The 14,428-nt window shown below is 73.2% G+C and carries 8 protein-coding genes; all 8 read left to right on the top strand.

All coding sequences use genetic code 11. The features are described 5' to 3' along the window. Position 1: 1 nt before the first annotated feature. The 8 genes from OG349_RS04440 (at position 2) to OG349_RS04405 (ending at position 14,395) form a co-directional block, all read left to right on the top strand. On the top strand, positions 2-793 hold the full coding sequence (locus tag OG349_RS04440) for a DeoR/GlpR family DNA-binding transcription regulator (RefSeq protein WP_327233328.1): 792 nt from the start codon (positions 2-4) through the stop codon (positions 791-793). Between the two features lie 594 nt (positions 794-1,387). Beyond that, positions 1,388-3,214, top strand: a complete 1,827-nt coding sequence (locus tag OG349_RS04435) for a BTAD domain-containing putative transcriptional regulator (RefSeq protein WP_327233327.1) — start codon at positions 1,388-1,390, stop codon at positions 3,212-3,214. 66 nt (positions 3,215-3,280) lie between these two features. After that, positions 3,281-5,521 carry a TOMM precursor leader peptide-binding protein gene (locus tag OG349_RS04430; RefSeq protein ID WP_327233326.1) on the top strand — a complete coding sequence of 747 codons (2,241 nt, stop codon included), beginning with the start codon at positions 3,281-3,283 and terminating at the stop codon, positions 5,519-5,521. Further along, positions 5,511-7,529, top strand: coding sequence for a TOMM precursor leader peptide-binding protein (locus tag OG349_RS04425; RefSeq protein WP_442806200.1), 2,019 nt, complete (start codon positions 5,511-5,513; stop codon positions 7,527-7,529). Before OG349_RS04430 ends, OG349_RS04425 begins: the two co-directional genes overlap by 11 nt. Positions 7,530-7,581: 52 nt before the next feature. After that, positions 7,582-9,228, top strand: coding sequence for a nitroreductase family protein (locus OG349_RS04420; RefSeq protein ID WP_327233325.1), 1,647 nt, complete (start codon positions 7,582-7,584; stop codon positions 9,226-9,228). Positions 9,229-9,387: 159 nt separating this feature from the next. Then, a complete protein-coding gene (locus OG349_RS04415) occupies positions 9,388-12,165 on the top strand; it encodes a lantibiotic dehydratase (protein WP_327238440.1) in 2,778 nt (925 codons plus the stop codon). After that, on the top strand, positions 12,153-13,220 hold the full coding sequence (locus OG349_RS04410) for a lantibiotic dehydratase C-terminal domain-containing protein (RefSeq protein WP_327233324.1): 1,068 nt from the start codon (positions 12,153-12,155) through the stop codon (positions 13,218-13,220). Before OG349_RS04415 ends, OG349_RS04410 begins: the two co-directional genes overlap by 13 nt. Continuing rightward, a complete protein-coding gene (locus OG349_RS04405) occupies positions 13,217-14,395 on the top strand; it encodes a M50 family metallopeptidase (RefSeq protein WP_327233323.1) in 1,179 nt (392 codons plus the stop codon). The genes OG349_RS04410 and OG349_RS04405 overlap by 4 nt, the downstream gene beginning before the upstream one ends. Positions 14,396-14,428 lie beyond the last annotated feature (33 nt).

The following is a 14,428-nucleotide window of genomic DNA, read 5'->3' as shown; positions in this document are numbered from 1 at the left end:
GATGTCAGCGATCGGATCCAACGCCCGGCGCGACCGCATCGTCCATCTCGCCACGACCAGCGGGCTCGCCAGCGTCGAGGAACTCTCCCAGCTCTTCGGGGTCACGGCGTCCACCATCCGCCGCGACCTCGCGAAGCTGACCAGCGACGGGCGTCTCGCCCGGACGTACGGTGGCGCGATGGCGCTGGCCGCCCACCCCGAGGCGTCGCTCAGACAGCGCACGGGCGAGGCGTTCGAGGCCAAGCGGGCCATCGGCCAGTGGGCGGCGGCCGAGGTACGCCCGGGGGAGTCGCTGCTGCTGGACGCGGGCTCCACCGTCGGAGCGCTCGCCCACGAGCTGCGCACGGCGAAGGACGTGACCGTGGCGACCACGGGCCTGACGGCCCTTCAGGAGCTGGCGGACGTCGAGACGGTCCACGTCGAGTGCCTCGGCGGTACGCTGCGCCCGCTCAGCCAGGGCTTCGTGGGGCCGCTGACCGAAGCGGCCCTGGAGCGGCTGACGTTCGACCGGCTCTTCCTCGGTACGGACGGGGTCTCCCCCGAACACGGCATCTGCGAGGCCGACCTGCGGCAGACACGGCTCAAGGAGCTGATGGCGCGGCGTGCCGAGCGGGTGTACGTCCTCGCGCACGCGGCGAAACTGGGGAGGCGGCCCTTCCACACCTGGACCCCGCTCCGCACGGAGTGGACGCTGGTGACCGACGACGGCGCGGACCCGCGGATCGTCGAGGCGCTGCGCGCGGGTGGCATCACGGTCGTCCTGGCGAAGGCGGATCACGCCACGGCGCACTGACGCCGGCCGGGCCACTGCGTGGCCCCCGCCGACGCAGTCCCGGGTCCCCCGGCCGGACCCTACCCCGGAGGTCCCGTGGAGCGAATGCTCCGCGGGACCTCTTTTCCGGTCACGGGCCATGAGTTCGGTCAACCCCGGGCAGAGCGGTGCGAGCGGCACACCCCGTCACGGGCCGGCCCATTCACGTGCAATCAAGTCTCTATCCGGTAATTGAGTATGGCCGAATAATGCCGTTCCCTGAAGGGTCGACTTTCCCTGGGCGAGTTACTAGGATGCCCAAGAAGTTGAGGGCGCCGATATTGTTGAAAACCGAATTGGGTCTCGCGCGCTGCTCTTCATCTGCTGGCAAAGTGTCGTTAAAAGGCTGGTCGCCACCTTCCGTGCCCGGGTAGTTCATCTGCCCATGAAGCGCAGGTGGTGCGGCGTGCCATGCCGTTACGGGGGATGGGACATCAGTGAGGCCTGACAGAGGTCTATACCGCAGAAAAGTGCTGCCCGTTTCCGTCCGCGGATGTTTCGGCGTTGTTATGTGCCCAGCAAAAGGCACTTTCACGCGCCGTACGCCCGAGTGCTGATCACAGGGGCGGGAGTCGCGTGCGTTTCCAGCTTTTGGGCCCTTTGAGCATTGCCGAGGGCCACGATGCCGTTGTCCTAAAACCATCCAAGCCGTCCAGTCTGCTGGCGGCCCTTCTCCTGCACCCCGGATCCGTCGTGTCGACCGGGTATCTGCTGCGGGCTCTCTGGGACGAGGACCAGCCGGCCACCGCCAGGGCCGCGCTCCAGAGCTGTGTTCTGCGACTGCGCAGGCTGTTCACCAAGTACGGCGTCATGGGCGATGTCATCGAGGCGGTGCCCGGTGGCTACCGGATGAACGCCGACGCCGACACCCTCGACCTCGTGCGGTTCCGCACCCTGGTACGGGCGGCCGACGGCGCCGGGGACGCCGAGGGGGAGCTGTACCGGCTCAAGGAGGCGCTCACCCTCTGGCAGGGCCCGCTGCTCGCGAACGTGCCCTCCCCGATGCTCCACCGCGACGAGGTTCCCGGGCTGACCGAGGAGCGGCTCCGCACGCTCGAACGGGCCTGTGACATCGAACTCGCCCTGGGGCGATGTCACCAGGTACTGGTCGACGTCTGGGAGGCGGCCCGCCGCCATCCGGGACGTGAGCGATTCTCCGAACAACTCATCGAAGCGCTTTACCGCACCGGCCGTCAGTCGGAGGCCCTCACCGAATACCGTGCGGTCAAAGGCCGGTTGAAGGAAGAGCTGGGCATCGACCCCGGCGCGGCGCTCCAACGGCTCGAACTCTCCATACTCCGGGGCGACGACCTCGGCCCCGCGGCCGTCGACCGGACGGTGCCCCTTCCCGGCGGACCCGCCCCGGCCCTCACCTCCGGCCCCGCGCCGCTCGCGCTCACCACCTCCCCCGCCCCGGCCGCCGCCGCGTCCCACCCCTCGCTTCCGGTGGGCGCCCCGCCGCGCGTACCGCCCGTGCCGTGCTTCACCGGCAGGTCCGCCGAGCGGACGGCGATCGCCGCGAGCCTCGCCTCCGGTTCCCCCGGCGCCTCCACCGTCGTGGTGCTCTCCGGAGCCCCCGGCATCGGGAAGACGGCGCTGGCCCTCCAGGCCGCCCACGACGCCCAGGACCGTTTCCCCGGCGGGGTGTTCATCCTCCCGATGACCCGCCCCGACGGGTCGTCCGTCACCCCGGCCGAGGCCGCGGCGGAACTGCCCGCGCCCGGCGCCGGCCGGGGCCGGACCCTGCTGATCCTCGACGACGTCACCACCGCCGACCAGGTGCGCCCGCTGCTCGCGGCCGCCGCCGCCGGCGGGGCCGCGGTCGTGACCAGCAGACGCGGTCTCGCGGGACTCGTCGCCACCCACGGCGGCACCGTCCACCGGCTCTCCACACTGGATCCGGTGGAGTCCGAGCAGCTTCTGACCGCGGCCCTCGGCCGCGCCCGGGTGGACGCCGAACCCGCCGCCGCCCAGGAACTGGCCCGCGTCTGCGGCCACTTCCCGCTCGGTCTGCGGATCGCCGCCGCCCGGCTGCTCACCCGTCCGGGGCTGCGCGTCGCGGACTGTGTGGCCTGGCTGGCCGAGGACCTCCCGGCCCGGCTCTCCCTCGCCGACGACCCGCGGATGTCCGTACCGCAGGTTTTCGCCAGGGCGCTCCACCGGCTCGAACCCCGGTGGCGCGAGGCGTTCCGTCAGATCGGCCACCACGAGGGGCTGTTGCTCCCGTCCGGCGCGCTCGGCGATTCCGCGGAGGCCGAAGAGGCGCTGGAGCGCCTCGCCGACGCGGGGCTCCTCGAAGAAGGGCCCCCCGGCCCCTACCGCATCCATCAACTGCTCAAAATCTACGCGCGTCGTCAGGCGCGCGAGGAGACCCGGAACCCGGCGGCCCAAGCGCCCCACTGACGGGCGATGCCCGACCTCGAACGATCCCGCCACCTTGTCCACGTTATCCAGGGGTGTGTCACTCACATGGGCTCAACGTACGATGCCGTCGCCGCGACCCGTCCGCGCATTCGCCGGGACGTCCTCTTCACCGAGACGGCGGACGGCGTGCTGTTCCACAACGCCGACGGCGGATTCCAGCTCACCGCCAGGTCCGCCTACCGCTTCGCCACACTGATCGTCCCGCATCTCACCGGCGACCACGCCGTCGCCGACATCTGCCAGGGCCTCGGCGAGCAGCAGCGCGCCATGGTCGGGGAGCTGGTGAAGAGCCTGTACGAACGGGACTTCGCCCGCGCGGTGCCGGCCGGCGAGGGCGAGCCGGCGGACACGCCGCCCGACGTGGCCCGCCGCTTCGCCCCCCAGATCGCCTATGTCGACCACTACGCCGACGACGCCGAGGCGCGCTTCCGCCGCTTCACCACCGCACGCGTCGCCGTGCTCGGCGACGACCTCGTCGCCCGCTGGTGTGTGCTCAGCCTGATCCGCAACGGCTGCGCCACCATCGGGACACAGCCGGGGCTCGACGCCGAGGCCAGGGACCTCATCGAGGCCGAGGCGCGGGAAGCCGCGTCCGACGGCTGCCCGGTCGACCTCCGTACCCTCCCCGAGGGCGACGCCCGGCAGCCGCTCGGCTGGGCCGATCTCGACGGATACGACCTCGTGGTGGTGACCGGCGGCCCCGCCGCACCCCAGCGGCTGTTCCCGCTGCTGCGCGCCGGTGTCCCCGAGGGCCGCACCCTGCTCCCCGCCTGGTCCTACGGCGGGCGCTCGGTGGTGGGACCGCTGATGACGGCCGCCACCACGAGCTGCTGGGCGTGCGCCGCGCTGCGTATCGGCTCCCACGACGAGTCCGCCGCCGCGGCCGACCTCTGGAACACCCTGGCGCTGCCCGGCGCCACGCCGGTCGGTGACCTGCCGAGCCGTCCGCTCGCCGCCATGATCGGCAACCTTCTCGGTTACGAGATCTTCCGGGTCACCACCGGAGCGCTGCCGTCCGAGACGACGGGCCAACTCGTCATCCAGGACATGAAATCCCTCGACGTCACCGCCGAACCCCTCCTGCCGCACCCCCGTTGCCCGTTCTGCGCCGGGGCCGAGGGCGCCGAGGCAGAGACGGACCCGGTCGACCTGACCACCGCCGGCGCCGACACGCTGCCGATGCCGACGCTCGCCACCGCCCGCGAAGCCGACGCCCTGGTCGAGGAGTTGAACCGCAGGACGGTCCTGGTCCGCCCGCGCGCCGGGGTCTTCACCCGGTTCGCGGACGAAGCCCTCACGCAGATTCCCCTCAAGGCCACCGTCGTCGAACTCGGCACCGGACACGGCGCCGCGCGCCGCGTCGCCGCCTTCGACGTCCACCATGTGGCCGGGGCCCGGCTGCGCGCGCTGGACGCGGCGGCCCAGGTCTACGCCGAGCACGTCGTCCCCACCGCGGACGTCCTGGCGGGCACGCAGTTCGAGACCGTACGGGCGCGGAGCCGCGCCCTGGAGCCCGCCGCGCTGACGACCGCGTGCGTCGCCCCCGGCGCGGAGCGGGTGACCGCGTGGACCCGGGCCACCTCGCTCCTGACCAAGGAACAGGTCCTGGTGCCCGCCGCGGCCGTACGGACCTTCGGTCCTCACAACACCGAGCGGCTCTTCGAGCCGACCCGCGCGGGCACCGGCGCCGGGGCGACGCCCGCCGACGCCGCCGCCGACGGCCTGCTCTCCGCCCTCGCCCATGACGCGCTGACGCGCACCCTGCGCGGCGAGCCGGCGAGCCGCGTGGCGCTGAAGACGCTCACCGAAGGCCCGGACGCCGACGCCGAACTCACCTTCCTCATCCGCTCCGCGGCCGTCCTCGGCATCGAGGCGGACCTGCTCGACCTGGGCGAGAGCGACCGCACCGGCGTTCATGTCCTGTTCGCCCGGGGCGCGGGCGGCTGGGCCGTCGGCAGCGCGACCTCCTGGCAGAGCGCGGCGGTCGCGGCCGTCCGTGATCTGCTCGGTGCGGTCCAGCTCGGCCGCGAGTCCACGGCCGTGCCGTTCGACACCGGCGACCCGCTCCTGCGCGACCTCGACCCGGTCACCCTCGACGCCACGGACGGCGCGGGACTGCCCGCCGCGTCCGCCCTGCCGGACACGCCTTGGTCCGACGTCCTCGACCGGCTCCGGGCCGCCGGACGCGACGCGCTGGTCGTCCCGACCGGCTCCGCCGACCTGGCGGCCGCCGGCATCAGGACCGCCCGGGTGCTCCTCACCACGGAGGCGCTCCGTGGTGCCTAGCACCCTCGCCGCGCCGGAGCCGGGTCTCGCGCGCACCCGGCTGGAGGAGTTGCTCGGCCGCGCCCTGGAGCGCCTCGGCGGCCCGGGGACGGTCGTCACCACCCTCGGCTCGCACGACGCGTTCACCGCCGCGCGGCCGGACGCCGCTCCCGCCGCCGGGACGATCGCCGACGGGGGCACAGGCACGGGCACAGGCACCGGCACCGTGCCCGCGCCCGGGTCCGGCTCCGGTGCGGAACCGCCCATCCCGGTTCAGCTCTACGCCGGACACGCCGTCGTCGGTCCCGTCGCGCCCGGCGACGGAACCCCCGCCACGCCCTGCGCGCACTGTCTGGCCCGCCGCTGGCAGGCCGTACGGTCCGTGGCGCTCCGCGACGCCCTGGAGCTGGGCGGCGAGACCCGCGCCGCGGGCGACTGGCCGTACGCCACCCCCTTCACGGCGGACGCCGTCGCCGCGCTCGTGACCGCCCTGCGCGACAGCCCGCCGCCCCAGGACGGGCCGTTCCCCGAGATCCGGCTCGTCGACCTGCGCACCCTCACCGTCCGGCTCTACCCGCTGGTGCCCGACCCGGAATGCCCGCGCTGCGCCACCCCCCGGACCGACACCGCCGAGGACGCGCGGATCACCCTGCGTCCCGCGCCCAAGCACCGTCCGGGCGCCTTCCGGCTCCGTCCGATCGAGGCGTACGCCATCGATGTCGCGGCGTTCGCCAACCCGGTGTGCGGCGCGCTCGGCCCCTCGGTGGTCCACGACGTCTCCTCCACCTCCACCTCCGCGACCATCGGCTGCTTCTCGATGCGCTCGGGGGAGTATCTGCGGGAGACGTTCTGGGGCGGCCACGCGGACTCCTTCGGCCACAGCAACCGGATCGGCGTGCTCGAAGGCATGGAGCGGTACGCCGGGATGCGGGCGCGCTCCCGGATCACCAGCGTGACGGGAACGCTCGACGAGTTCGGGGCCGACGCCGTCGACCCGCGTGAAGTCGGCCTGTACGCACCCGAGTTCTACCGCGACAACCCCCGCGTCCGGCCGTTCGCGCCCGACCGCGAGATGCCCTGGGTCTGGGGCCACTCCCTGCGCGACGACACACCGCGCCTGGTGCCGGAAGTGCTGACGTACTATCACGCACCCGGTCTGGAGAACCGGTTCGTGCAGGAGAGCTCCAACGGCTGTGCCTCCGGGGGCTGTCTGGAGGAGGCCATCTACTTCGGCCTCATGGAGGTCATCGAGCGCGACGCCTTCCTCCTGGCCTGGTACGGACAGCAGCACCTGCCGGAGATCGACCCCGCCACCAGTACCCGGGCCTCCACCCGCCACATGGTCGACCGGCTCGCCATGTACGGCTACCGGGCGCGGTTCTTCGACACCCGGATCACCTTCCCCGTCCCCGTGGTCACCGCCGTGGCGGAACGCTTCGACGGCGGACCCGGCCGGATGTGCTTCGGCGCGGGCGCCGGACTCGACCCCGAGTCGGCGCTCGACTCGGCGCTCTGCGAGATCGCCACCGACGCCGTCAACCTCCAGGGCCGCACCGAGCGCGACGAGGTCCGGCTGCGGGCCATGGCCGAGGACTTCGACCGGGTGACGGCGCTGCACGACCATCCCCTGGTGTACGGGATACCGGAGATGGGCGCACACGCCGCCTTCCTCCTGGACGAGCGCCCGGGGGCGGAGCCGCCGCGCGCGGTCGCTGACCTCCGCTGGCCGGACGCGTCCGGGGCCCCGGCCTCCACGGACCTCCGCGAGGATCTGCGCCGCTGTGTCGACGCGGTCACCGCGGCCGGCTTCGACGTGGTCGTCGTGGACCAGACCATGCCGGAACAGCGCGCGCTGGGGCTGCACACCGTCAGTGTGCTCGTCCCCGGCCTGCTGCCCATCGACTTCGGCTGGTCCCGGCAGCGGGCGCGCACCATGCCCCGGCTGCGCACCGCGCTGCGTGCGGCGGGACTGCGCGACCGCGACCTCACGCCGGAGGACCTCAACCCGGCGCCCCACCCCTTCCCGTGACCACGCCCAGCCCCCCCTTTTCGTGCACATGTCCAGCAGAGAGGAGCGTTCCATGGGCTACGCCCATGAGTACGCGGCAGCGATCATGCAGCGCGGCCGGATCCCGATGGAGCCCGCAGATTTTGTCCCCGACTGGGTGGACCGGCCCCGCAAGGCGAAGTTCTACCCGGGCGTCGGCGGGTTCCCGCTGCCCGAGACGGACTTCCCCGCCGGTGCGACCGTCGCGGCCGGCTGTCTGCCCGGCGCGGCCGGGGGGCCCGGGGCCGAAGGCGCCTTCGCGGAGCGGCCGTTCACCCTGGACGCGCTCTCCGGGATGCTGCGTGACTCCTACGGGCTGACCGGACGCCGGCTCGGCGTGCAGAGCAACACCGATCTCGCCGCTCTCCCGCACTACGCCCAGGCCAACTGGTCGCGGGGCACGGCGTCCGGCGGCGGCCTCTACCCCGTCAGCGTCTACTGGATCTCCGGGCCCAGCGGTCCTGGGACACCCGGCGTCCACTACTACGCGGCCCCGCACCACGCGATGCAGCGGCTGGTGGCCGGTGACGTCACCGGCGAGGTGCGCGCGGCGCTCGGCGCCGACGGGACGGGCGCGGACCACGACCACTTCCTCGTCCTCGGGATCAAGTACTGGCAGAACGCGTTCAAATACAACAGCTTCTCCTTCCACGCGGTGAGCATGGATCTGGGCGCCGTCCTCCAGACCTGGCGCATGTGGGCCCGCGCCAGGGGGCTGACGATCGAGCCGGCGCTCTGGTTCGACGAGCCGAGGCTCAGCCGTCTCCTCGGAGTGGAGAACGAGGAAGAGGGCGTCTTCGCCGTCGTGCCGCTGAGCTGGGAGGGAGCGCGGCCCACCGCCCCCGCGCTCCCCGTGCCCCCGGCCGTCCGGCATGCCGACTCCGAGCGCTCCCGTACGGTCCTGACCTTCGAGACGCTCCAGCGGATCCACGCTGCCACCGTGGAAGCCGCCACCGACCGCCCCGCGCCGGGCGCCCTGGAGCCGGCCACCGCCGCCGTACCGGCCGGGACCGGTGCCACCGTGGCGCTGCCGGCGCCCGAGCTGCCGCCGGTCAGCGTCCGTACCGCGCTGCGCGAGCGCCGGAGCAGCTTCGGCCGCTTCGACGCGAGCCGTCCCGTCACCTCCGGGCAGCTCGCCGCGACGCTGGCCGCCTGCGCCGCCACCTCGCTCGGCAGCGACGCCGAGCGTCCCGCTGCGCCGGCCGACGGCCCGGGCGCCGGGCGGACGGCGCTCCCCGGCCTGGTCACGCTGTACGCGTTCGTCAACCACGTCGAGGGTATCGAACCGGGCGCGTACGCCTACGACCCGGCCGCACACGAGCTGCGGCTGGTGGTGCCCGGAGCGCCAGGACCGTTCCTCCAGCGCACCTACTTCCTCTCCAACTACAACCTGGAGCAGACGGGCGCGGTGCTGGTGCCGACGGTCCGTACCACCGCCGTCCTGGACGCCGTGGGAGACCGCGGCTACCGGCTGGTCAACGGCACGATCGGCGCGGTCGCCCAGACCTTCTACACCGCGGCGTCCGCCCTCGGGCTCGGCGCGGGTGTCGCGCTCGGCTTCGACAACATCTCGTACATCGAGGAACTGGGCCTCGACGGTACGGGCGAGAAACCGCTGCTGATCATGCTGCTCGGCAACGAGCGGGCGCGGCCCGCCGACTTCCGCTACGAGATCGCCTGACCGGGAATGGGGGAATCTGCCATGGCACCGGCCACGGACACGAACGCGGACACAGCTGAGGACGCGCGCACGAGCGCGGACCGGGGGAGGAGTACGGCCACGGGCGCGGCCACCGCTCAGGACACCACGCGGACCCGGTGGCGTCCCGGCCGCCGCTTCATGCTCCGCGTCGCCGGACTCCCGGTCGAATCCGTCCACGCGCTGCGGTGCGCGGACAGCGGACGCTGGTCCGACGACGTCCTCGCCGCCGAGGAGCGGCTGCGCACGCGCGGAGCCGCACTCAGCGACCTGCTGCACGACGTGGTGCGGACCACCGACGTCTCCCCGGACGGCGAGGGCGCGGGCCAGCGCAGGGAACTCCTCGCCCTGCGCCGCCGGATCTTCAACAACCGCCTCCCCGCCGCCCCCGAGGACGCCGTACGCCTGGTCGCGGCGCTCGACCCGCGCGCCGGGGACCTCACCGCCGAGTGGGTCCGGGACCGCCTGCTGCTGGAGAGGCTGCGGAGCGAAGGGGCGCCGCTGCTCGCCGCCGACCTCGAACGGACCCGCGCCGCGCTGCGCGCCCTGCTCGCGGAGGACCGGCTGCGATGCGGGCTCCTGCTCGCCTCGCCGACCCTGGAGGGACAGCTCGACGCGTTCGTGACGAAGGCCGGATCCGGTGTGCCGTACGACAAGCGGATGCGGAAGATCGAACGGTCCGTGCTCGCGTATCTCTACCGGACGGCCTGCAAGACCAGCCCGTTCAGCACCTTCACCGGTGTCGCGACCGGCCTCTTCGACGGGGTCCGCGAGGACGCCACCACCGGCACCGCCACGGGGAACGGGACCGGGAGCGCCCCCGCCGGTCGTGACGGGAGCGGGGATGCCGGAGCCCTCCGCGTCGACGGCGCGTGGTCCAGCCATGTGCGGCTCAACGTCGTCGTGCTGGGGCGGTTCGCGGAACTGATCCTGGCCGACCCTGGCCGCCGCGGTGATCTGCCCGTACGGCTCGCCTCCGGCTGGGAGCGCGACGACGACCGGATCCGGTACGTACGCCAGTGGATCACGACGGGCGACGACTCGGCCGCCGTCACCTTCGACGCCGTCAAGGACCGTCTCTTCTTCCTGCGCCGCAGTGGCACCCTGGACCGGCTGCTCGGTCTCTTCGACAGCGGCGGGGAACTGCGCTACCGCGATCTGGTGGAGTGGCTCCGTACCGAACACGACGCCGAGCCCGAGCAGTGCGAGACCTATGTGGCCGCGCTGCTCCAGCTCGGCATGGTGCGCGTGCCGTGCCTGGACACCGACGTCCACAGTCCCGATCCGCCGCGCGCCTTCCGGAACGCCCTGACCGGCCTCGGCCGGCCCTGGGCCGACGGCCTCGCCGCCGCGCTCGACGGACCGCTCGCCGCCGTCGACCGCTACCCCGCGGCCGGCCGGGCCGAACGGGCCGAGCTGCTCACGCGGTTGCGCGCCGGACTCCACGCGGCGCAGGCCCTGCTGAACGGCGGCGCGGCGGCCACACTGCCGCAGACCCTGCTGTACGAGGACGTCAGCGCCGGCTCCGAGCTGAGCTGCGGACCGGACGCGTGGACCGGGCCGGCCGGCGGGGCGCTGCGCTCCGTCGAAAGGATCCTCCCCGCCTTCGACCTGACGCTCCCTCAGCGCATCACGTTCAAGGGGTTCTTCGTGGCGCGGTACGGCCGCGGCGGCCGGTGCGCGGACCTTCTCGGCCTGGTCCACGACTTCCACGAGGACTTCTTCGACCAGTACCTCTCCTTCGCGGGGAAGCGGCGCCCGTTCGACGAGCGGGGCGCGTACGTACCGGAGGAGAACTGGCTCGGCCTCTCCGGGATCCGCGCCCTCGACGCGGCCCGGCGGACCTTCATCGACCGGATGCGCCAGGCGTGGGCGGCGCGCGGCGACACGGCCGAGATCCGGCTCGGCGAGGACGACCTCGCCCCGGTGGCCGCCGAACTCGCCCCGCTCGCGGGCGACTTCGTCCCTCAGTCGCACCATCTCCAGCTCGCCCAGGAGGACGGCGTCCCGCTGGTCGTCCTCAACCGCTCCTACGGCGGACTCTCCTTCCCCTTCAGCCGCTTCACCCATGTCTACGACGCGCCGGGCCCCTCCGGCGAGGCGGGCGGCTTCTCCCGGGCCCTGCGCGACACGGCCGCCGCCGTCACCCCCGAGGGAGCGGTGCTGGCCGAGATCACCGGCGGAGCGGTCACCAGCAACCTCAATCTGCACAGTCCGCTCACCGACTACGAGATCGTCTGCCCCGGCGAGTCCAGCACCGTTCCCGAGGAGCGCCGGATCCATCTGGACGACCTCTCCGTCGAGCACGACGAGGCCACCGACCGTCTCGTGCTGCGCTCGGCGCGGCTCGGCCGCGAGGTCATCCCCGTCTACCTGGGCTATCTGGTGCCGCTCGCCCTGCCCGAGATCCCGCGCACCCTGCTGCTGATGTCCCCGACGTCGATGGCGCCCCTCGACGTGTGGGGCGGCGTCCCGGAGGGCGAGGCGGCGGACGGCGTCACCTCGCGCCCCCGCGTCCTGCACGGCGAAGTCGTCCTCAGCCGCCGGAGTTGGACCACGACGGCCGGCGCGCTGCCCGCGCGCCGCCCCGGCACCGGCGACCAGGACTGGTTCCTCGACTGGCAGCGGTGGCGGCGCGCGCACGGGCTGCCCGACCAGGTCTTCGCCACCGTCTCCAGCGGCCCCCGGGGCGGCGCGGGCGCCAAGCCCCAGTATGTGGACTTCCTCAGCGCCCTCTCGCTCACCGCCCTGGAGGCGCTGCCCACCCATCCCGGCGACCGAGTCGTCCTGCGCGAGATGCTCCCCACCGAGGGCGGGCTGCACGTCCGCTCCGAGCGCGGCAGCCATGTCGCCGAACTCGCCGTGGAGACCTTCACCTCGACCCGACCCACAGAGGGCGTACCCCCATGTCAGAGCTGACCCCCACACCCGGCGTCCCGGGCGACTGGCAGGCTGTCCACATCTTCTACGCGGCCAACCCCCAGCCCCTGCTGGTCAACTGCGTCCGGCCGCTGGTGGCCGGACTGACCGCCGACGGGCTGCTCGCCGGCCACTTCTTCATCAACTACTGGCTGGAGGGCCCGCATGTGCGGCTCCGGCTCCGGCCGGTGGACGCGGCCGCCACCGACGAGGTCCGCCGCCGCGCCGAGGAGGCCATCAGCCGCTTCCTGCGGGCACGGCCGGCGCTCTACGAGGTCGACTCCGGTTTCCTCAACGAGTTCTACAACACCCTCTTCGAGATCGAGTTCCCGAAGGGCGACCGAGGCGCGTTCATGGACGCGGACGGCAGGATGAACCTGCGGCCCAACAACTCCTTCTCGTACGAGCCGTACGAACCCGAGTACGGCAAGTACGGCGGCCCCGCCGGGATCGCGCTCGCCGAATGGCACTTCGCCCGCTCCAGCGAACTGGTCATGGACGCCTTCCGCACCATGAACCTCCATCTGCGGACCGTGCTGCTCGGCACCTCCGCCCAGCTCATGATGGTCATGGCCGGCTGCTTCCTGCCCGGGCGGGAGGAGCTGGGGAGCTACCTCGACGACTACTACACCTTCTGGCACAAGGCGTTCCCGGGCACCGGCTTCATCGGCTCCGAGGAGTACGACAAGAACTACGCGGAGATGGCTCCCGGCCTCGGCCGCCGCTTCGAGGGGATCCGCGCGGCCGTCCGCACCGGGGACCTGAGCCGGCTCCCCGCCTTCCTGCGCGGCTGGGCCGAACACTGCGCCGAACTCCGCTCCCGGGCGCGGGACCTGGCCGTCGGCGGCGAGCTGGTGTTCCGCTCCTGGGACGGCACACGCGACGAGACGGTCACCGACCCCGCCGTGGCGCTGCCGCTGCTCCTCTCCCCGTACATGCACATGACCAACAACCGGCTGCATGTGACGATCCGCGACGAGGCCTACCTGGCGCACGTCCTCGGCCGGGTCCTGCGCGAGGGCGCGGCGGCCCCGGCTCCGGCGGCGATCCCATGAGCGGCCCGCCCGCCACAGCCGCCGCTCCCGGCGGAAGCCCCACTCCCGGCGGAAGCCCCGCGCACGGCGAACTCCTCTCCCACCGCCCGGCGCTGCGCCCCGGCATCCTGCTGAGCCCCGCCCTGCTGCACGGCCCCGCGACCGTACATCTCCTCAAGGACCCGGACGGGGGCGCGGCCTTCGAGGTCGGGGTGAAGGAGCACTTCCTCATCTCCCGGCTCGACGGCGTCCGCACCCTCGGGGAGATCGGGGACGCGTACGCCGAGTCCTTCGGCAAGCGCCTCGCGGAAGCGCACTGGGGCCGGCTCCTCGGGCTGCTCTCCGCCCGGGGGCTGCTGGCCGGAGCGCCGCCGCGGCGCGCCGCGCCGGACGCCGGAAGCACCGCGCCCACCGGTCCGTTCGACGGGAACCCGCTCCGCGGCACCCTGCGGCTGGTCGCCGACGCGAACGCCACGACGGGCCGGCTTCACCGGCTGCTGGGTCCCGCGCTACGGGCCCCGGTCCTCCTCCCCGTGAGCGGGCTCCTCGTGGCGATGGAGGTCCTGCTCGCGACCGCTCTCCCCGGGTTGGTCCGCGACACCTGGTGGCTCTTCCACCAGCCCGTCGCGCTCGTCGCCGTCTTCACCCTGCTCTGGCTGAGCACGGCACTGCACGAACTCGCCCACGGGATCGCCGCCCGGAAGTACGGCGGCACCGTCAGCGAGATCGGGCTGCGCTGGCGGCTGCCCATGATCGTGATGTACTGCACGGTCGACAACTACCGCTATCTGCGCACCCGTTGGCACCAGTGCGCGGTCGCGGGCGCCGGTGCCTTCGCCAATCTGCTCTACCTGCTGCCGTTCCTGGCCTGGTGGGCCGCGCTGCCCTCCGGCGACCCGACCCGCCGTGTCCTGTCCGGACTGCTGCTGCTCGGCAGCGTCCAGGCCCTGGTCAATCTGGTGCCGCTGCCCCCGCTCGACGGCTACGCCCTGCTCGGCCACGTGCTGCGCGTCACCCGTCTCGCGCCGGAGAGCGGGCGGTATCTGCGGCTGCGCCTGCGCGACCGCAAGGCCGCCGCCCTCTATCCCCGCCGGGCCCGTGCCCTCTACCTCGGGTACGGGGTGGGGTCGGCCGTGCTCGTCGCGGCGATCGTGGCGGCGCTCGCCACACTCATCCACGTCAACCCGCTCGACTGACCCACCCGGTTCACCGACCCACAACCCCGAGGG

The organism is Streptomyces sp. NBC_01317, assembly GCF_035961655.1.
Taxonomy (GTDB): Bacteria; Actinomycetota; Actinomycetes; order Streptomycetales; family Streptomycetaceae; genus Streptomyces.
The sequence above is the reverse complement of the archived record's forward strand: the minus strand, read 5'-3'. Positions and strand labels throughout refer to the sequence as shown.

Coding starts and splice junctions, on each gene's coding strand:
- OG349_RS04440 (WP_327233328.1), top strand. CDS start 2: ATGTCAGCGATCGGATCCAACGCCCGGCGCGACCGCATCGTCCATCTC.
- OG349_RS04420 (WP_327233325.1), top strand. CDS start 7,582: ATGGGCTACGCCCATGAGTACGCGGCAGCGATCATGCAGCGCGGCCGG.
- OG349_RS04415 (WP_327238440.1), top strand. CDS start 9,388: ATGCTCCGCGTCGCCGGACTCCCGGTCGAATCCGTCCACGCGCTGCGG.
- OG349_RS04405 (WP_327233323.1), top strand. CDS start 13,217: ATGAGCGGCCCGCCCGCCACAGCCGCCGCTCCCGGCGGAAGCCCCACT.
- OG349_RS04410 (WP_327233324.1), top strand. CDS start 12,153: ATGTCAGAGCTGACCCCCACACCCGGCGTCCCGGGCGACTGGCAGGCT.
- OG349_RS04430 (WP_327233326.1), top strand. CDS start 3,281: ATGGGCTCAACGTACGATGCCGTCGCCGCGACCCGTCCGCGCATTCGC.